General features: G+C 40.5%; 18 protein-coding genes. 6 read left to right on the forward strand and 12 right to left on the reverse strand.

The window, feature by feature from the left end; genetic code table 11:
* Nucleotides 1-191 precede the first annotated feature (191 nt).
* The 3 genes from OQX61_RS11695 to OQX61_RS11705 form a co-directional block, all read right to left on the reverse strand.
* The gene (locus OQX61_RS11695; protein ID WP_265841857.1) at nt 192-2,498 is read right to left on the reverse strand and encodes a UvrD-helicase domain-containing protein; all 2,307 of its coding nucleotides are present in this window, start codon (nt 2,496-2,498) and stop codon (nt 192-194) included.
* A gap of 121 nt (nt 2,499-2,619) precedes the next feature.
* Nucleotides 2,620-4,218: a PH domain-containing protein gene (locus OQX61_RS11700; RefSeq protein ID WP_265841858.1), complete on the reverse strand. Its 1,599-nt coding sequence runs from the start codon at nt 4,216-4,218 to the stop codon at nt 2,620-2,622.
* On the reverse strand, nt 4,208-4,876 hold the full coding sequence (locus OQX61_RS11705) for a PH domain-containing protein (RefSeq protein WP_265841859.1): 669 nt from the start codon (nt 4,874-4,876) through the stop codon (nt 4,208-4,210). The genes OQX61_RS11700 and OQX61_RS11705 overlap by 11 nt, the downstream gene beginning before the upstream one ends.
* Before the next feature lie 101 nt (nt 4,877-4,977).
* Here OQX61_RS11705 and OQX61_RS11710 point away from each other — a divergent pair, with 101 nt between their 5' ends.
* The 3 genes from OQX61_RS11710 to OQX61_RS11720 all read left to right on the forward strand — a co-directional run bounded on the left by OQX61_RS11710 (nt 4,978) and on the right by OQX61_RS11720 (nt 8,014).
* Nucleotides 4,978-5,523, forward strand: a complete 546-nt coding sequence (locus OQX61_RS11710) for a hypothetical protein (protein ID WP_265841860.1) — start codon at nt 4,978-4,980, stop codon at nt 5,521-5,523.
* Between the two features lie 122 nt (nt 5,524-5,645).
* Complete coding sequence (locus tag OQX61_RS11715; RefSeq protein ID WP_265841861.1) at nt 5,646-7,016, forward strand: dipeptidase; 1,371 nt, start codon at nt 5,646-5,648, stop codon at nt 7,014-7,016.
* A 77-nt stretch (nt 7,017-7,093) separates the two neighbouring features.
* Complete coding sequence (locus OQX61_RS11720) at nt 7,094-8,014, forward strand: glycoside hydrolase family 25 protein (RefSeq protein ID WP_265841862.1); 921 nt, start codon at nt 7,094-7,096, stop codon at nt 8,012-8,014.
* A 32-nt stretch (nt 8,015-8,046) separates the two neighbouring features.
* Here OQX61_RS11720 and OQX61_RS11725 read toward each other — a convergent pair whose 3' ends face one another.
* The 3 genes from OQX61_RS11725 to OQX61_RS11735 form a co-directional block, all read right to left on the reverse strand.
* Nucleotides 8,047-8,520, reverse strand: a complete 474-nt coding sequence (locus OQX61_RS11725) for a MarR family transcriptional regulator (protein ID WP_265841863.1) — start codon at nt 8,518-8,520, stop codon at nt 8,047-8,049.
* 158 nt (nt 8,521-8,678) lie between these two features.
* Complete coding sequence (locus OQX61_RS11730; protein WP_265841864.1) at nt 8,679-9,773, reverse strand: dipeptide epimerase; 1,095 nt, start codon at nt 9,771-9,773, stop codon at nt 8,679-8,681.
* 181 nt (nt 9,774-9,954) lie between these two features.
* Nucleotides 9,955-10,203, reverse strand: coding sequence for a hypothetical protein (locus OQX61_RS11735; RefSeq protein WP_265841865.1), 249 nt, complete (start codon nt 10,201-10,203; stop codon nt 9,955-9,957).
* A 359-nt stretch (nt 10,204-10,562) separates the two neighbouring features.
* On the opposite strand from OQX61_RS11735, the gene OQX61_RS11740 reads away from it, so the two are divergent.
* The 3 genes from OQX61_RS11740 to OQX61_RS11750 all read left to right on the forward strand — a co-directional run bounded on the left by OQX61_RS11740 (nt 10,563) and on the right by OQX61_RS11750 (nt 13,298).
* A complete protein-coding gene (locus tag OQX61_RS11740; RefSeq protein WP_265841866.1) occupies nt 10,563-11,063 on the forward strand; it encodes a peptidylprolyl isomerase in 501 nt (166 codons plus the stop codon).
* A gap of 684 nt (nt 11,064-11,747) precedes the next feature.
* Nucleotides 11,748-12,215, forward strand: a complete 468-nt coding sequence (locus OQX61_RS11745) for a RidA family protein (protein ID WP_265841867.1) — start codon at nt 11,748-11,750, stop codon at nt 12,213-12,215.
* 12 nt (nt 12,216-12,227) lie between these two features.
* Nucleotides 12,228-13,298, forward strand: coding sequence for a membrane dipeptidase (locus OQX61_RS11750; protein WP_265841868.1), 1,071 nt, complete (start codon nt 12,228-12,230; stop codon nt 13,296-13,298).
* 130 nt (nt 13,299-13,428) lie between these two features.
* Here OQX61_RS11750 and OQX61_RS11755 read toward each other — a convergent pair whose 3' ends face one another.
* The 6 genes from OQX61_RS11755 to OQX61_RS11780 form a co-directional block, all read right to left on the reverse strand.
* The gene (locus OQX61_RS11755; protein ID WP_265841869.1) at nt 13,429-13,863 is read right to left on the reverse strand and encodes a transcriptional repressor; all 435 of its coding nucleotides are present in this window, start codon (nt 13,861-13,863) and stop codon (nt 13,429-13,431) included.
* Between the two features lie 2 nt (nt 13,864-13,865).
* A complete protein-coding gene (locus OQX61_RS11760; protein ID WP_265841870.1) occupies nt 13,866-14,303 on the reverse strand; it encodes a hypothetical protein in 438 nt (145 codons plus the stop codon).
* Between the two features lie 16 nt (nt 14,304-14,319).
* Nucleotides 14,320-15,534 (reverse strand): FtsX-like permease family protein, encoded by a 1,215-nt coding sequence (locus OQX61_RS11765; protein WP_265841871.1) that lies wholly within the window; start codon nt 15,532-15,534, stop codon nt 14,320-14,322.
* A complete protein-coding gene (locus OQX61_RS11770; RefSeq protein WP_265841872.1) occupies nt 15,531-16,160 on the reverse strand; it encodes an ATP-binding cassette domain-containing protein in 630 nt (209 codons plus the stop codon). Before OQX61_RS11770 ends, OQX61_RS11765 begins: the two co-directional genes overlap by 4 nt.
* A 222-nt stretch (nt 16,161-16,382) precedes the next feature.
* Nucleotides 16,383-16,781: a MerC domain-containing protein gene (locus OQX61_RS11775; RefSeq protein WP_265841873.1), complete on the reverse strand. Its 399-nt coding sequence runs from the start codon at nt 16,779-16,781 to the stop codon at nt 16,383-16,385.
* Between the two features lie 180 nt (nt 16,782-16,961).
* The gene (locus OQX61_RS11780; protein ID WP_265841874.1) at nt 16,962-17,378 is read right to left on the reverse strand and encodes a MauE/DoxX family redox-associated membrane protein; all 417 of its coding nucleotides are present in this window, start codon (nt 17,376-17,378) and stop codon (nt 16,962-16,964) included.
* Between the last annotated feature and the right edge of the window lie 21 nt (nt 17,379-17,399).

Raw genomic sequence — 17,399 nt, forward strand, 5'->3', positions numbered from 1 at the left:
TTTTATGTGCGACCGGTTTTGCGAACCGGCCGGCCCAATCGGGCGTATTAAATCTTCTTGAGTAGGCTAAATCTGCTAAATGCCGTTCGTATCAGGTGATAACGGGATAAAGCCATATTTTGTATAATCGTTATTTAAAATTGCAGTAATCAGGGCGTTATAAACTCATTCTGATTCTGTAAAGATATATTTTATTTAACAATTCGCAATTTAGCAAATTTTAATAATAACTGCTTATTACCCAGACCTTGAAAAAATACCGTTGCTTTTACATCAGGCAAGCTACCTTCCAGACTCACAATTTTACCGAAACCGAACTTCTCATGCTCTACTTCCATTCCATTTTGGAATAGGTTGGCGGCATCAGGAGCGAAACCTGGTGTAGGAATGTGGGCTTTAGGCAGGACAGATGTTTTTGGCCTTGTCGCTGTAGATGTACCGGTTGTAGTACCCGAAGCAGCAGGTTTAGGCTTGCTGAAACTATCCCTTTGTTGCGTCCAGCTTCTTCGCTCTGAAGAAAAACTGTCGTCGCCGGTAACAGGTTTAGCAGATTTTGGTACCTCAATCTCCAGGTAACGTGGATTGATCTCTTCAATAAAGCGACTCGGCTCACAGTTTGTCAAGGTGCCCCATCTGTACCTCGACGTGGAGTAGGTAAGGGTAAGTTTCTTTTCTGCACGGGTAACCGCCACATAAAATAACCTGCGCTCTTCTTCAAGATCAGATCTTGAATTTAATGACATTTGAGAAGGGAAGAGGTTTTCCTCTAAGCCAACTACAAACACGTTTTTAAATTCCAGACCTTTTGAAGAGTGAATGGTCATTAAAGAAACGGTGTCTACATTCTTGTCATTTGATTTATCATCGTTGGTCAGCAAGGCGATATCCTGCATAAATACTTCCAGACTACGGTCTTCAATATCTTCGCGTTCTCCAAATTCCTTGATCCCGTTTAATAATTCCTGTATATTTTCATGTCTTCCACGACCTTCATCAGTCATATCCGAATGTAATTCTTTTAGAATTCCGGAGTGTTGTGCAATGTATAATGCCGCTTCATAGGCATCTAGTTTCTTCGCTTCCACGGTGAAACTCTTGATCATCATCGCGAAATCATTCAACTGATTGGCAATTCTTCCGGCAATATATTGTTGTGGATTACAAACTACTTCCCACATGGTGACATTGTGTTCGTCTGCAGCAACCAATAATTTTTCTACGGTAGTATCTCCAAGCCCTCTTTTTGGGTAATTGATCACCCTTTTGATCGCTTCTTCATCACTAGGATTGAAGGTTAAGCGGAAATAAGCGATTAAATCCTTGATCTCTTTACGTTGGTAGAAAGATAGTCCGCCATAGATTTTATAAGGAACATTGAGTTTTCTTAAACCTTCCTCCATTGCCCTTGACTGCGCATTGGTACGGTATAAGATGGCAAAATCATTGTAGTTATAACCTTTAGAACTGCGTTCCTGAATGATGGCTTCCGCTACAATTTTACCTTCCTCATTGTCCGTAAATGCACGCTGAACCCTGATCCTGTCGCCAGCCTCATTGTCAGAGAATACATTCTTCTCCAATTGGTTTTTATTGTTGGCGATGATGCTGTTTGCAACTTCTACAATATTCTGGGTGGAGCGGTAATTCTGCTCTAATTTATAAACTTTCAGATCCGGGTAATCGCGTTCAAAATTCAGGATATTCTGAATGTTTGCACCCCTGAAGGCATAGATACTTTGCGCATCATCACCTACCACACAGATGTTCTGGTAAGCTGCTGCCAGTTTCTTGACAATCGTGTACTGGGAAAAGTTAGTATCCTGGTACTCATCCACCATCAGGTATTTAAATTTCTGCTGGTATTTGTTGAGTACATCAGGGTGGTTTTTCAACAATACATTGGTCTTAAACAATAAATCGTCAAAATCCATTGCTCCTGATTTGAAACAACGTTTGGTATAAGTTTCATAGATCGCACCGATTAAGGGACGTTTATTGCTGATGTCTTCCGCCTGAATTTCTGCATTCTCCATGTATTCCGAATAGGAAACCAGGTTATTTTTTGCAGAAGAAATTCTGTTGTAAACGAAATTCGCATTGTAAAGCTTGTCGTCCAGCTGCATCTCGCGTAAGATCGCCCTGATCAGACTTTTACTGTCGTCTGTATCATAGATGGTGAAACTGGAAGGATAGCCGATTTTTTCTGCTTCTACCCGTAATATCTTCGCAAATACGGAGTGAAAAGTACCCATCCAGATATTTTTTGCTTCAGCGCCAATCACTTTCATGATTCGCTCACGCATATCTTTAGAGGCTTTATTCGTAAAAGTAAGCACCAGAATATTGAATGGATCAACTCCTTTTTCAATCAGGTGAGCTACTCTATAAGTAATGACACGTGTTTTTCCGGAGCCGGCACCTGCGACAATCATTGCTGGTCCCTGGGTGTTTTCTACTGCTGCGCGTTGTTGGGGGTTTAATCCTGCTAAATAATCCAAAATGCTATCCTGTTCTGCTTTTTAAAGGTATTGTTTAAACCATGTATTGCTATCGGCTTACCCAAAAGGTACGCCCATCTACATTCGGACAAAAATAAGAAAACTATGTCTCTTATTGGAGTTACATCCAATCTTTTTTGCCCGACTCTACTTTATATAACCAATAGTTTACCATATGATGAATATCGGCATACTTTCCATACTTAAAATGTAAGGTTCCGGCAGCAGTATGCAGTATCAAATGTCCGATATCTGCTTTCTTATGCCAGAAATATTGTTTGGTTGTAATCTTTTGAATTTTATGGGCCTCCAGGGTTTGGTACTCTATGTCCCAGATGCCGCTTTTCTTGATGATGAAATCTTCGGATACATATAACCTATGGTGAGCGTACTCAAAATACAGAGCGGTTCCTACTAAAATGGTGTACGGAATAATCAGCCATAAGTAGCGCTGTAAGGAAGGTAGGAGAGCAGCGATGGCAAGAAAAATAAGCCCCGGAATGACGATGCGTAACATCACGGTGAGGAATAAAAACCGGTAATTTGGTATAAAAGCAGTTCCCTGAACCGGAAGCCGGTTATAGATCATTTTAAGGATTTCATTTTTTTCCCTTTCGTCACAACCCGGAACTTCTATGTCGTGCTTTTTATCGTCTTTATCGGTGTCCGCGGCAGTACTGAAAGCTGCTTGTTTGAATCTTAAATTGATGAGGTTTAGTTTTTTCTGAAAGTAATTCTGACTGTAACTGCTGATTTGTACACGGGCAGGTTTCAATAAAGTATGTTTCTTGTCGAACAGACCAGAATGGATGGAAAGGAAGTTTTTTTCTTTCCTGATTTCAAAGTCGAAATATTTAATGAAAGTTCGGATCAGGTTGGTACCTAATACAATCAGTAAGGCAATGATCAGGAACACACATAAGGAAAGTAAACCCAGCCCTTTTGTAGAAAGTTGACTGATGGGATTGTGCTCCAGTTTAAAGGCTTCGGTATAGTTTTTTGTCGCCTCAATGATCGCAAAGATAAAACCGGTTAATAGCGCAATACTTGCCCCGTAATTGGAAGTTAATCCTATTTTAAAGAGGCTGGAGCTACTTAGTTTGAGTAAAGGGCTGCTGTGCTGTCTGCCTGGGTTTGTTTGACTGGCAAAGCCTCCGGTTGTATAGTTTTTTTCTGTACTTGCCAGGTCAGTACTTCCATGATCAGTACCTGCATAATCTGCACTTGTAGCCTCAGCATTTGCAAGATCAGCTTGAAATGTTCTGCTCAACAGTTTTTCCCGAAGTATGGTGGCCGCCTGGTGGTCAATGGCCTTGATGTGCGCTTCCTTTTTATCACTTCCTGCGGTATCAATTTCGAGACTGTACACCCCAACGATTCTTTGGATAAGGGATTGGTTTATATTTACCTGTTGGATTTTATCAAGCCTGATGATCAGGTTCTCCCTGTTCAGGATGCCCTTCTGAATCACAAACTCTTGCTTTTCCTCATCAAGAAAAAATGTGAATTTAAGGTAGCTCAGATAAGAATATATGGCAAGAATAATGAGAAAGGCCAGTATTCCTGACAATAGATATCCCGCACTAATACTCTTAGAGCGGACAACGAGCAGTATAATTGGAAAGATCAGGACCCTGATGCTCCCCTGCAGGTTGCTAAGGAACATAACGACGACACCTACGGCAGATTGCCTTTTTGGCTCAGAGAAATTAGTTTCCATCAGCATCCCGGGTTAATTCATTGCTGGCAGGGTTTGTTGGTGTACTCCCTGATTTGTGTTCTTGTGCAGTCCCGGATTTATACTCCTGAGTATTTGCCGGTTTTTGTGCTGTTGTATTTTGATTCAGATTTTCATTATCCTTCGATTCCTGCTGACTAACCTGTTTACTCAGTTCCTCTTTAATGGCTCTGGCAAGCTCGATATCCAATCCGGGGATCACAATGTTTCCGGAAATTCCACCGGCAGTATAAATATGTAAAGCTGCCAGATTAAACATTCTGGAGAATACACCTTCATTAAGGGTGATGTGCTGAATTCTGCTGAATGGAACTACCGAGGTGGTTATCGAAATAATCCCGCTTTTATAAATCAGGTCTTTTTCTCTGATAGCATAGCCTCTTTTTCGGATGCTAATTGCATAAAAGACAACCAATAAGATTCCGGTCAGTAGATATCCGCCAATAAAAATATAGGGTTCCGGTCTTGTTGCTTTAAGCAGGGAAAACAGGAGGTAAGCGGCTAGCCCAAAAATGAGCATAAAAACCGCTATGTTCATCAAAATGACCTTCCAGTACTTCTTGTTCAGCTCATTAAGGGCTACAGTTTCATGTTTTGGAAGGAGACTGAGGTCTAAATTTTCGTTCGTAAAATCTTGCATTTTGTTTTAAAATAGCGTTCGAAACGAAGTTAATAAATTATTCTTATGCCGGGCGTCAAGGGGTTTTGTGTTTATTTTCATATTTTTATAAAAAATATTTTATGAAGTTAGAAATTGAAGTAGATGTTATAGGTGTTCATTTGACTGATTTTGAGGGAAAGATAGTAGCACCTGCTTTTATTGATAGTGTGGATGGTGGTGTTAAATTGACATTTCTTGGTATCGATTCCCTGAAAGAATACAAGTCAGAATTGATGAAGGAAGATGCGGAAGCAGTAGCCGGACCGGAAACAGAAATAAAAGAGAAAGTTAATAAAGGATTGAAAAAAGCGATTTCTGATCACATTAATGTGATGGAATCCATCAGAGTTTACTCAGAAGCATTATTCACTTTTATATATAGTACTGATGCGCATAGAGAAGATAAGAAATATATCTTCAATGAACTGATCGAAGGTTTACGCATTGCAGAAAACGATGGTGAGCTGGATACAGCAATTAAAGATACGACTTATGAAATGGGAGAATTTACGATCGGTTATAAAATGGCCTTCAGAAAGTACTCTTGTGATTTCGTAAACTATGATTTTATTGCGCTTAGAGATCAATTGGTTACTGACCTGATTGGCTTGCAAAAGAGTTTATAAGGTTACTCAGCTTTTACCTAACCCTTATTAATGATATTAATAAGGGTTTTTTTATGCGCTTTTCAGCGTAAAATTTTCTAGTTTTATCGACTCAAATTAGAGGCGTTAAATAACCATTTGTTATGCAAGAGATTAAAAAATATGTAGAAGACAACAAACAACGTTTTTTAGACGAATTGTTTGAACTGTTACGTTTTCCTTCGGTAAGTGCGGATCCTAAATATAAGGGTGATGTATTGAAAACAGCTGATTTTGTAGCTCAGAAACTGAAAGAAGCTGGTGCGGATAATGTGGAGATCTGTGAAACAGCAGGCTACCCGATTGTATATGGGGAGAAAATCATCGATGCAACATTGCCTACCGTTTTAATTTATGGTCATTATGATGTGCAGCCGGCAGATCCTCTGGAGCTTTGGAAAACACCTCCTTTTGAACCGACTATTCGTGACGGTAAAATTTATGCACGTGGTGCCTGTGATGATAAAGGTCAGTTCTATATGCATGTAAAGGCTTTTGAATTGATGATGAAAACCAATACTTTGGCTTGTAACGTGAAGTTCATGATTGAAGGAGAGGAAGAAGTAGGTTCTGCAAACCTTGGTGTGTTTGTGAAAGCAAATACAGAACGTTTAAAAGCAGATGTCGTATTGATTTCTGATACTTCTATGATCAGCATGGAAAATCCTTCTATTGAAACCGGACTTCGTGGTCTGGCTTATATGGAAGTGGAAGTCGTTGGTCCGAACCGCGATTTACACTCTGGTGTATATGGTGGCGCCGTGGCTAACCCTGCAACCATCCTATGTAAACTGATTGCTTCATTACATGATGAAAATAACCACATTACTATTCCTGCATTCTATGATAAGGTAGTAGAATTGACTGATGCTGAAAAAGCAGCTTTAAATTCAGCACCATTCGACCTGAATGAATATAAAGAAGATCTGGAAATCAATGCAGAATGGGGCGAGAAAGGTTATTCTACCCTGGAACGTACCGGAACAAGACCAACTTTAGAAGTAAATGGTATTTGGAGCGGTTATATTGGTGAAGGTGCCAAAACGGTATTGCCTTCTAAAGCGAATGCTAAAATCTCTATGCGTTTGGTTCCAAATCAGACATCTGAAGAGATCTCTGAGATCTTTGCGAAACATTTTGAAAGTATTGCTCCTGATTACGTGAAGGTAAAAGTAACGGCACATCATGGTGGTGAGCCGGTAGTGACGCCAACAGATAGCATCGCTTACCGTGCTGCAGAACAGGCAATCCTGGATTCATTTGGTAAAAAACCTATCCCTACAAGAGGTGGTGGTAGTATTCCAATCGTAGCCTTATTTGAAAGTGCCTTAGGTATTAAATCTGTATTGTTAGGATTCGGATTAGATAGTGATGCCTTACACTCTCCAAATGAGAAATATGACATCTTTAATTATTATAAAGGAATCGAAACATTGCCATTATTCCACAAGTATTTTGCGGAGTTGAGTAAATAAGCACTTGATTCTAAATAGAATAAATACTTATTCAAAAAAGGGTAGCCAAATCGGCTGCCCTTTTGTATTTTTACCCCATGCCTTTAGTACCTCCAGATTCTCCTTTACTTAAAAAAACACCTGTCGCGAGAAAGCCGGCTACAGCAAGAAAAAAGCCTGCCGTAAAGCGTAAAGTCGTAAAGAAGAAAAAGCCATTGGCCCTGGAGTGGAAGTTTGCTATCGTAGGTTTAATGCTGATCTTGTTGTCGCCATTTTATTATGGTTATATCATTAAAGGATTCAGCTCTACCTGGCGTTGGGTGAAGGACTGGGGACAAGATCCGAATTACCGTACCTACAGCAGTTTTGATATCCGTATTCCCAAAAAACATTCTATTCATGGCATTGATGTTTCCTATTATCAGGGAAAAATCGACTGGCGTAAGGTAAAAGCGATGAAAGAGGATGAGGTACAGGTTAAATTCGCCTTTATCAAAGCCACAGAAGGGATTTTAAGCGTAGACCCGTATTTTCAACGCAATTGGAGAGAAGCGGCAAAAGCAGGGATTGTTTGTGGTGCTTACCACTTTTTCAGACCTCAGAAATCCGGAGAATGGCAGGCGAAGTTCTTTCTGCAAACGGTAAAATTTGAAGAGGGGGATTTACCTCCGGTAGTGGATATTGAACAGTTGAATGGTGTAGATCCTGCCAGTATGCGCAAGGAACTACAGGAATTCATCAGCTATGTAGAGAAAAAGACTAAAGTAAAGCCTATTATTTATTCCGGACTTACTTTTTATAGAGATTACCTGAAAGGGCATTTCGATGAGTATCCACTATGGATTGCACATTATCATCAGGCAAAGCTGAAAGTAAGCGGGGACACCAATTGGTTTTTCTGGCAGCATTCTGATAAAGCCCGGATTACGGGGATCAACCATGTGGTAGATTTTAACGCGTTTAATGGCGATAGTACTGCTTTTGAGCGACTGAGGATTCCTAAAATCCTCAGTTACTAAATGTTTATTTTCGGTTAATCATGTGTAGCCTGTTAACCATGTGTACCACCCATGAGGTGACATTGATTTAGTTTTTCGTGGAAATGAATCATCTTTTCCATGGTTTCCGTCATCATTTCTAATTGCTTTTTTCCAATTAGTTTTTCGTACTTCCGGGTGAGTAGGCTTGCTTGTTCTGCTACCTGCAGGTAGAAACTGCGGCCATCTTCGGTCAGTTGAAGGAGATTGGAACGGGCATCTGTTGTGCTTTTCTCTGCTTTAATAAGACCGCTTTGCTCCAGTTCTTTCATGATCTTCCCCGTAGCTTGTCTGCTCACTTTAAGCGTTGCTGCAATGGCGCTGCTGGATTTTCCATTTAATCCAACTGCCATGAAAAATGGCATTAAGGCCATGTTGAAGTGTGGCGGATGAAGATGGCAAATGTTCTTTTCGCCCCAATCGTCCGTTAGTTTTTTGAGCACATATAGCTGTTGAAATAACACAGCTTGTTTATGGTAGTCTATCATTAATGTGGTGGTGTTTGTAAACTAAGTTTACCAAATTAATAAAATTGATTAAAATTGTCAAGGGTGTTTATACGGGAATTACTGATTTTTCTTTTAGAAATAAATAAGGGCTTAGGGGAAAGAGAATGATTCGCTTGTTATGGTCCTGTTTGTAAGTGTTATACCAAAAAACGCTCACAGGTTTTCAAGAATTCAGGATCTGCATCTGCGCCGATCCCCGGGCTTTCCGGAATTTCGAGAAAATAGCCATCATAAGTCAATCCACCTATTGCAGGGTCAACCAGGTGTCCAAGTAAACAGGTATCCAGATCAAAGAAGACTACATTTGGAGAGGACAAAGCGAAATGTAGGTTTGCACTTGTTGCAATTCTGCTTTCCAGCATACTGCCAATCATGCATTTCGTACCGGTTTGAAGGGCAATTTCATGGATTTTTTGTGCTTCCAGTATGCCGCCGGATTTGGCGAATTTGATATTCAGGTATTCACAGGATTTACTATTGATCAGCTTACGCGCATCATGCTGGTTGTAGCAGCTCTCATCCGCCATGATTTTAACCGGAGAGTTGAGGTTTAGTTCCGGTAAATAGTCGTCATACCAGGTCCGCATGGGCTGCTCACAGAATTCTATGTTATATTCGGCAAGCTTGCCCAGTCCAAAAAGGGCATCGTCAAAACTCCAACCCTGATTGGCATCCAGGCGGATTTTCATAGCTCCTCCTACAGCTTCACGGATTTGTTTAATGCGCTCGATATCTTCTTTAATGTTTTTGCCAAGCTTGACTTTTAAAATATTGCAGCCCTGTTCCTGGTATTTAATTGCCGCAAGTACCATGACTTCCGGATCGCCAATACCAATAGTCATATCGGTTTCAACGATTCTCTTTTGTCCGCCGAGAAATTGATACAAGGGTTGTTTTGCATTTTTTGCAGAAATGTCAAACAGGGCCATGTCAAAGGCACTTTTGATGGTTCCATTGTTCGCATAGCCCATTAAGTCGTTCATTCTTTCCGGAATGTCCAGCGGATCTTTCCCGATCATGATTTTCGCAAATACCTTAGCCATCGCCAGACAGGTTTCCTGACTTTCTCCAACAATCATCGGAAAGGCTGAACATTCTCCAACACCATAAATGCCGGAGTCAGTATGTATTCTGATCAGCACATTTTGTGCGAAATCCATGGTTCCTGTTGCAATCACAAAAGGGATCATAGGAATGCTAAACCGGTATATTTCTGTATGGGTGATCTTCATGGCGGTCAGGTTTTTATTAAAAATACTGATTTTGTGTTGAATACAGCTACCAAAGCATTTAGAAATCCTGTACCGAAGGATGTTCTCTGATATTACTCCATGAAAATCTCGTCATGAAGCTATCTGACAACCACGGAGAGTAGTTACAGCTATAAAAATGGATAAATTGATGGGAAGGGCTTTACTTTTTAATCGTAATGGTTCTGCCGGTTACCAAATGAAAATTATAGATCCTGTACAGGCCGTCATCAGAAGTTTCAATCTCTTCTACCAGACCGGTTTTACTAAACGTATCAGTTACTAAATCTCCTTTTTTTACTTCCTGAAGTACTTCTGAGGGGGTATCCTTATTTAATCTGATCATTTGTGTTGCTTTATCTGCTCTTAATTTGTGGTTAAAGATAGGGGCATCTACGGCTTTTTCTGTCATTTTGTAGCATAATAAATGTCTGATTGCCGGAATGTAGGAATTGATGGAGGGCACAGAATTCACCATATTGGAATTAAGTAGTCCAATATAAGGAGTTTAACAATCTTATGGACAGTAAGTTCCAGTATTGAAGGTAATTCAGTTAATTATCCAGTAGAAGGAGGTGTCGCAAAAATTTTAAAATGTTTCTTTGAACAATGAAGGGCGTTTTTTTGTTGGATTTTAAAATAGCTTGTATTCATCCACGATTAAATAAAGGGGTTTATTTAAATCTGGTTATATTTGCCGAAAATAATTTTGCCAGTCGCCGGAAAAACGGTTGATGAAGCATTGAAATAGATAACTAAAATAACATCATAATGAGTATTAAACCCAACACAGTAGTATCATTAACGTACGAATTGCATACGACTAATGAAGAAGGACAACAAGTTTTTGTAGAGAAAGCAGATGAGCAAAATGCGCTTGTGTTTTTATATGGTACAGGAATGATGTTGCCTAAGTTCGAAGAGCATTTAGCAGGATTAAATGTTGGTGATGAGTATAGCTTCGAGCTTACTGCTGCTGACGGTTACGGTGATTTAGATCCGGGAGCTTTCGCAGATTTGCCTATCGATATGTTCAAAGACGCTGGATTACCTGCTGTAGGTGATGTAATTCCTTTGCAAGATAACCAAGGTAACCATTTCAGAGCTGGTGTTACTGCAATCCATGAAACTACTGTTTCTGTAGATTTGAATCACCCAATGGCTGGAAAAAACCTGATTTTTGCTGGTAAAATCCTTTCTGTACGTGAAGCTACTGAAGAAGAATTAAGCCACGGTCATGCACATGGTGCTGATGGTCACCAAGGTCACTAGTAGATCTTAACTGATATTGAATAGGGTGTGTCATTAATATGACCACCCTATTTTTTTGCTGTTCTTGCTCCCATTCATGGAGATATCAGATATAGGACGCTATAGCTAATTGCTGGTGGCAATAGCCCCCCCCTCTATACGACTCCTTCAGCATTTATTCTGAATGTTTAAAGACGGATTATTTAATCTTATTGCTTCCTCAATTTAAAGCCTGTATCAGTAAATGTTTTCTTGTTGCATATTTTTTGCAAAAATCAAATTGATTTGGCGGTCTTTTCCTTTTTTAAGCCTAGAGTTATTTAAATGAAGTTTCTTGCTTTTCCTTATTTTTTTTGTTTGAAGATGTTTTTTAAGTGTTTTTATTTCTTTTTCAAACTGCGAAAGTTTAAAGAGACTTTAGAATAATGTAGCTGGTTTGGTGCGAAAAATAATTGCAAATAATATGCAGTTATTCCAAAACAATTCTATATTTGATTTCCTAAGCAGGTTGGTTAATCAAAGTCAGTGAACGAGGAGTTTATCAACTAAACGATTCCGGGAAGGTTGATTTATCCGAATGCTAAAGGCGCAAGGAATACTAAAAATGTACAGGAAGCGATTGCCCGTCAGGGTGCAATACACTAACCACTCGTGTATGGTGGGATAAATAAGAATATTTTAACACATTATTTTAGCATAATCACCATGAATTTATCAGCCCGGGAAGCATTTTTGAAATTAGATCTTGTATTACCACCAGCTCCAAAACCCCTTGGAATTTATAAACCGTTTTTAGTAGAGGGTAAATATTTATATTTATCAGGACATGGGCCGGTACAATCAGACCAGTCACTGATTATTGGACGGATTGGCGCGGATATGGACCCGGAAGCAGGCAAGCTTGCGGCCAGACAAGTTGGCTTAACGATGTTATCCACCATTGTGACCAATTTTGGTAGCCTCGATGTAGTGAAAAGGGTGATCAAAGTTTTAGGGATGGTCAACTGTTCCCCGGATTTTGAAAAACATCCTTACATCATCAATGGTTGTAGCGAGTTGTTTGCAGCAGTTTGGGGGCAGGAGAATGGAATTGGGGTAAGAAGTGCAGTAGGTATGGGCTCTTTGCCGGACAATATTCCGGTAGAAGTAGAAGCAGTTTTTGAGTTATTTTAATCATTAGAATCTATGTTTATAATTGATGCACACCTGGACCTAAGCATGAATGCCATGGAATGGAACAGGGATTTGAGGTTGCCGGTAAGTATGATCAGAACCCTTGAAAAGGGGATGACAGACAAGCCCGACCGCGAGAAGTCTACCGTATCTTTTCCGGAATTGCGGAAAGGAAATATTGGTATAGTGGTAGCTACACAGATTGCCCGCTTTGTGAAACCGGATAGTGTGATTCCTGGCTGGAATTCGCCGGAACAAGCCTGGGCACAAACTCAGGGGCAGCTGGCCTGGTATAAAGCGATGGAAGAGGCGGGAGAACTATTTCAAATCACTAATGCCGCTCAATTGAAAAGTCATTATGAGTTATGGAATGACGGCCTTTCAAATGATAAAAAGCCAATTGGTTACATCCTGAGTCTGGAAGGTGCAGATTCTATTGTTAATGTTTCTTACCTGGAACGTGCTCATCAATATGGCTTGAGAGCAATCGGTCCGGCGCATTATGGCCCTGGCCGGTATGCAAATGGAACCGATGCCACCGGAAAGATGGGAGCTAAGGGATTGGAATTATTGAAGGAAATGGAGCGGTTAAACTTTATTCTGGATGCTACACATCTTTGCGACGATGCTTTTTGGCAAGCGCTGGATCATTTTTCCGGACCTGTTTGGGCCAGTCACAACAATTGCCGGACGTTAGTAAATCACAACAGGCAATATAGTGATGATCAGATATTGGCCTTAATCGATAGAGGAGCGGTCATTGGTGGAGCTTTAGATAACTGGATGCTGGTCCCTGACTGGCAAAGAGGTGTTTCTACTCCAAAGGGAAAAGGCTGCGGGTTACAAAAGGTAGTAGACCATGCAGATCATATCTGCCAGTTGGCGGGCAATGCAAAGCATATTGGTATTGGATCAGATTTGGATGGTGCTTTTGGAACCGAACAGTCTCCATTTGATTTGGATACAATCTCCGACTTGCAAAAGATGCCGGGAATGTTTGCTGCGAAAGGGTATTCGGAAGCGGAGCTGGAGCTCATTTTTCATAAGAACTGGCTCAACTTTCTATACAAAGCCTGGGCTTAGTTTAAAACAGGGCTTTGAATTAGATTAATTTCGAGGTCAAAGCGTTCCTGAAAAAACCGGGTCGCTATCATTAATAGCTGCCCGGTTTTTTATATAAATTAGGTAAACAGTCAAATAGATAAACAGGTAATTATGCCGAAGCGGCTATCAGTGCGTTACATTTTTCGCAAGTGCCATAAGTCGTTGTATTGACGGTTTTAGCGGTAAATCCGGCAGGCATTTTAATTTTTGGTACGGTTACTTCCAGGCAGTAAATTTTTCCGCAGGTTGTGCAGTTAAAATGTACATGTTCATCATGATGGTGGTCTTCGGAGCAGGCAGAGGAGCATAATGCGTAGTTTGCGGTGCCATTCAGGTCCATGATACGGTGGACAATTCCTTTTTCTTCGTAAGTATTCAGGATTCTGTAAAGCGTTACGCGATCGATCTCTTTACCCAGCTTTTTTTCCAGCTCTGGCTGTGAGATCGCTACCGTATCTAAAGCAATTTCTTCCAGTACGCGTACCCTTTGTTTGGTGTGTTTAAGGTCGTGTTCTTTTAAAATATTTACAGGATCTAGTTTCATAATTATATTGATTTTGCGTTGACGATGGAAATTGGTGGATTATCCATTGCATTTCCAGTGTTTAATTTCAACGTGCCTTTTACGACAATTGTTTTGTAGGTGAATTTAATCGGTTCAGTCATTTCGACCAATACCATGATTGGAACGCCATTCTTTCCGCAATAGAAACATTGATTGATGGGCAAAGTAGAAAGCATAAACTTCGTTTGTTTCATGCCGTCCTTAATTGGAACGATATATCCTTCCAATTCAAATGATTTGTTGGCATGTTTCTTAATATCGGGCGTATAAACCGCATACATTTCTGAGTCTTTAACAATCTTAAAGTCAACACCACCTACCACGTCCCAGTTGTCGGACAGGATCTGATCATCAGGATTGTGCTGGGCTTTTACCGCAAATCCGGTAAAGAGTAAAATAGCGAGTAGGAATCGTTTCATTTCTTTTGTATTTGTGTTAGTTTTTAGACAATATCTTAGAAATATTGGACCTGTATGCCTGTATTGCAGGGATGATAGCCGCAAATATACCAATCGCAAGGCCAGCAACAAATAAATATATTTCCTCCTGCAGGAAGATCATTCCTGTAAGGCGGGCTTGGTTGCTTTCCTGATAATGACCAATAAATTGTAGGGCGAAGTGTCCCAGTGCCACACCAATGATGGTACCTGCAAAGGTAAGGATGATTCCTTCAATGATGACAATCCCGAAGAGTTTTCCTCTGGAAGCACCAAGTGTACGCATGATGGCCAGGTCGTATTTACGTTCTTTTAATGAGTTGTAAAGGTTCACAAATACGCTGATCGCTGCGATGAGCATGATTAAAACCGCGAACCATTGCAGGGTTTCCACACCTACGCCGATTAAAGAGAATAGTCTCGTGCTTTCCTGTGCAGGAGAAGCGGCTTGCATATTGGTCGTTTCATTGACCATTCTTGGGAATATAGCCACAGACATCGGAGAACGGTATTGAATCAGTAAAGAAGTCAGTTCTTTATGATCATCGTTCTCAATTTGTTTTTCTGCGTTGTCATGCTGGTGATGGTCGTCCTCATGGTCGTCATGCATTTTCCATACACTGGCTATATTTGTTAAAATCAGATTGTCTGTCACATTTCCTTGTGATTCTAAAACCCCGGATACGGTATAAGGATGGCTTTTATGTACATCACTGCTACTGCTTAATCCATGTGCGCCATAAAAGGTATCGCCAACTTTTAACTGCTGACTCTGTGCAACTCCTGCTCCAATGGTAGCTTCAAAATCCGTGTTCCAGAACTTTCCATTTTCCAGTTTCAATTGGTACAGGGCTACGAAATTGCTATCTGTTCCAACAATCCGCGTTCCATTGTAATTATCGCCTAAAGCCAGTGGTACTGCTCTTTTTACCAATGGGCTGCGGGATAATTCTTTCGCGGCTTTCAATGGGATGTTTCCGGTAGGAAAATCTATATAATAGATGCTGCTGAGAATCAATTGCAATGGGCTACCTTTGGCGCCAACAACCAGGTCAATATCTTTGGAGTTATTGTCCAGCTTTTGGGAAATTTGGTTAGAGGCTAATAATAATATGGTCAATATGCCGGTGCCAAAGGCGATGAGCATCATGTTTAATGCGGAAGAAAGCGGTTTAGACCATAGACTCTTCCAGCTGATTTTTATAGGGCTCATGATAGTTCGTAGGTGTGTTTAAACGCGTCTTTTACTCTTTTATCGTGTGTTGCTACTACCAATGTGGCCTGGTTGGCACCCGATTGTTGCATCAGTAATTCCAGTACAACGGCTGCATTGTTATCGTCCAGACTGGAAGTCGGCTCATCTGCAATCAGCAAGGCTGGTTTGTTGATCACTGCACGGGCAATAGATACGCGTTGCAGCTGTCCCTGGCTCAATTGATCCGGATACGCATGTTTCTTATCTGCAATGCCTAAAGCATCCAATACCTCATTCACTCGTTTTAGATTCGTAGGTAGTTTAGCAAAGCTTTGTGCAATAACTAAGTTTTCTGATATGTTCAGACTTTTAATCAGGTGCGGGCGTTGAAAGACGATTCCGATGTTTCTACCTCTAAACTGATCAAGTTCTTTAGAGGATAGGTCATAAATAGAAGTTCCTTTTATGGTAACTGCGCCTTGTACGGGTTTTAGTATACCTGTCAGGATGTGGAGTAAGGTTGATTTTCCACTTCCTGATGCACCAAGGAGGAGCCATTGTGATCCGGCATCAATTTGCCAGTCCTCAAAACGGATGTCTTGCTGCTGGTCATATCGATGAGTTACAGATTTTAAAGAGATCATAAATGTTTGGTATTTATTACGCGGCTTTTTAAATATTTTAGGTAAAGCTGTTTTCCATCCGGATGCTGGTGTGAGCAACCCGGATTAACCATGCTTACAAAAAGTAAAAATACACCGAATATCAGTTTGTTGTTCATGTTATGTGTGATTACAAAAGTAGGGAATGCCATAAGATTGCAAGTGCTTTCGTTGTAAAGTATTTGCTACTGCATTAATTCATCACTAATCATGCGTGCAATTGCGGGCATATTTCCAATTGATCAGGTGTGCGAGCGCAATGGTGAATCCACCCAAAGGGATCAAAATCGCTTCTAAAAAATGAAAGCCGTAATGTCCGGTTCCAATCAGCATAAATCCGGTAATGAGGACGAGGACAGGGATGATTCTTTTGTGTCTGGGATAGGAGCGGGCCAAAGACCAGGTTCCGATGAGTAGCGACAAACCGATCATACTGAACTCTACCCATGGATTAGCGAGGAAGCCTAGTCCCCAAAGCGGGAGTAAAGTGATGAGGAAGGGCAATGCGGCACAATGGATGGCACAGGCTACAGAAGCGCTGATCCCAAACTGATCTAAGCGGCCTGATTTCAATAATGTTTTTTTGTTACTGGCTTTTATCATGATGTAAATATTGAGATTACAAATATAAAAGCAATATGGTTGCATTTGTAGTGATTTAAAATATTATTGCAATATAGTTGCAATAATAAGAAGGTATTGCTTTATTAAACCTCAGGGAAGAGTACGGGATAATAAATAAAAAGCGCCGGGGAGCTATTCACTTTCCCGGCACCACTTAAACTACAGCGCAACATTCTCCAGCAATACTAGTCCAATCATTGATAATAAGGTGAAAAACACGTTCACACGAAAATGTTTTTTCCATCCCAGCCTGGCAAATAATCCGCCGCAAGCACAAGGATGACGTTCGTAAATATTGTATACTGCACCACCTACATATAAGGTAAAGAGCAGCATCATGACAAATGAAGCATACATGCCTATGATTTGTGTGTTTTTAAATAGCAACAACGCAACAATGCCCAGTTCTATAATGGGCAGTACCCAAACTAAAATCTTTCCCATCCATTTTGGAAAGACCTGGGAGGCCAGTGCCTGTTTAAATTGTTCCAGTTCTATGAGTTTGGAAATGGCAGCATAGGCCCACATGATGATGAGCAGAATGCTGATAATGATGATAAATGGATAAGTGTTCATATCGTTCCTTTGTTTTTAGGT

The organism is Pedobacter sp. PLR, assembly GCF_026239675.1.
Lineage (GTDB): Bacteria > Bacteroidota > Bacteroidia > Sphingobacteriales > Sphingobacteriaceae > Pedobacter.

What these genes read in the sequence shown, in the direction of transcription:
- OQX61_RS11700 (WP_265841858.1), bottom strand. Translation starts at nt 4,218, where the DNA reads ATGGAAACTAATTTCTCTGAGCCAAAAAGGCAATCTGCCGTAGGTGTC.
- OQX61_RS11705 (WP_265841859.1), bottom strand. Translation starts at nt 4,876, where the DNA reads ATGCAAGATTTTACGAACGAAAATTTAGACCTCAGTCTCCTTCCAAAA.
- OQX61_RS11710 (WP_265841860.1), top strand. Translation starts at nt 4,978, where the DNA reads ATGAAGTTAGAAATTGAAGTAGATGTTATAGGTGTTCATTTGACTGAT.
- OQX61_RS11715 (WP_265841861.1), top strand. Translation starts at nt 5,646, where the DNA reads ATGCAAGAGATTAAAAAATATGTAGAAGACAACAAACAACGTTTTTTA.
- OQX61_RS11720 (WP_265841862.1), top strand. Translation starts at nt 7,094, where the DNA reads ATGCCTTTAGTACCTCCAGATTCTCCTTTACTTAAAAAAACACCTGTC.
- OQX61_RS11725 (WP_265841863.1), bottom strand. Translation starts at nt 8,520, where the DNA reads ATGATAGACTACCATAAACAAGCTGTGTTATTTCAACAGCTATATGTG.
- OQX61_RS11730 (WP_265841864.1), bottom strand. Translation starts at nt 9,773, where the DNA reads ATGAAGATCACCCATACAGAAATATACCGGTTTAGCATTCCTATGATC.
- OQX61_RS11735 (WP_265841865.1), bottom strand. Translation starts at nt 10,203, where the DNA reads ATGACAGAAAAAGCCGTAGATGCCCCTATCTTTAACCACAAATTAAGA.
- OQX61_RS11740 (WP_265841866.1), top strand. Translation starts at nt 10,563, where the DNA reads ATGAGTATTAAACCCAACACAGTAGTATCATTAACGTACGAATTGCAT.
- OQX61_RS11745 (WP_265841867.1), top strand. Translation starts at nt 11,748, where the DNA reads ATGAATTTATCAGCCCGGGAAGCATTTTTGAAATTAGATCTTGTATTA.
- OQX61_RS11750 (WP_265841868.1), top strand. Translation starts at nt 12,228, where the DNA reads ATGTTTATAATTGATGCACACCTGGACCTAAGCATGAATGCCATGGAA.
- OQX61_RS11755 (WP_265841869.1), bottom strand. Translation starts at nt 13,863, where the DNA reads ATGAAACTAGATCCTGTAAATATTTTAAAAGAACACGACCTTAAACAC.
- OQX61_RS11760 (WP_265841870.1), bottom strand. Translation starts at nt 14,303, where the DNA reads ATGAAACGATTCCTACTCGCTATTTTACTCTTTACCGGATTTGCGGTA.
- OQX61_RS11765 (WP_265841871.1), bottom strand. Translation starts at nt 15,534, where the DNA reads ATGAGCCCTATAAAAATCAGCTGGAAGAGTCTATGGTCTAAACCGCTT.
- OQX61_RS11770 (WP_265841872.1), bottom strand. Translation starts at nt 16,160, where the DNA reads ATGATCTCTTTAAAATCTGTAACTCATCGATATGACCAGCAGCAAGAC.
- OQX61_RS11775 (WP_265841873.1), bottom strand. Translation starts at nt 16,781, where the DNA reads ATGATAAAAGCCAGTAACAAAAAAACATTATTGAAATCAGGCCGCTTA.
- OQX61_RS11780 (WP_265841874.1), bottom strand. Translation starts at nt 17,378, where the DNA reads ATGAACACTTATCCATTTATCATCATTATCAGCATTCTGCTCATCATC.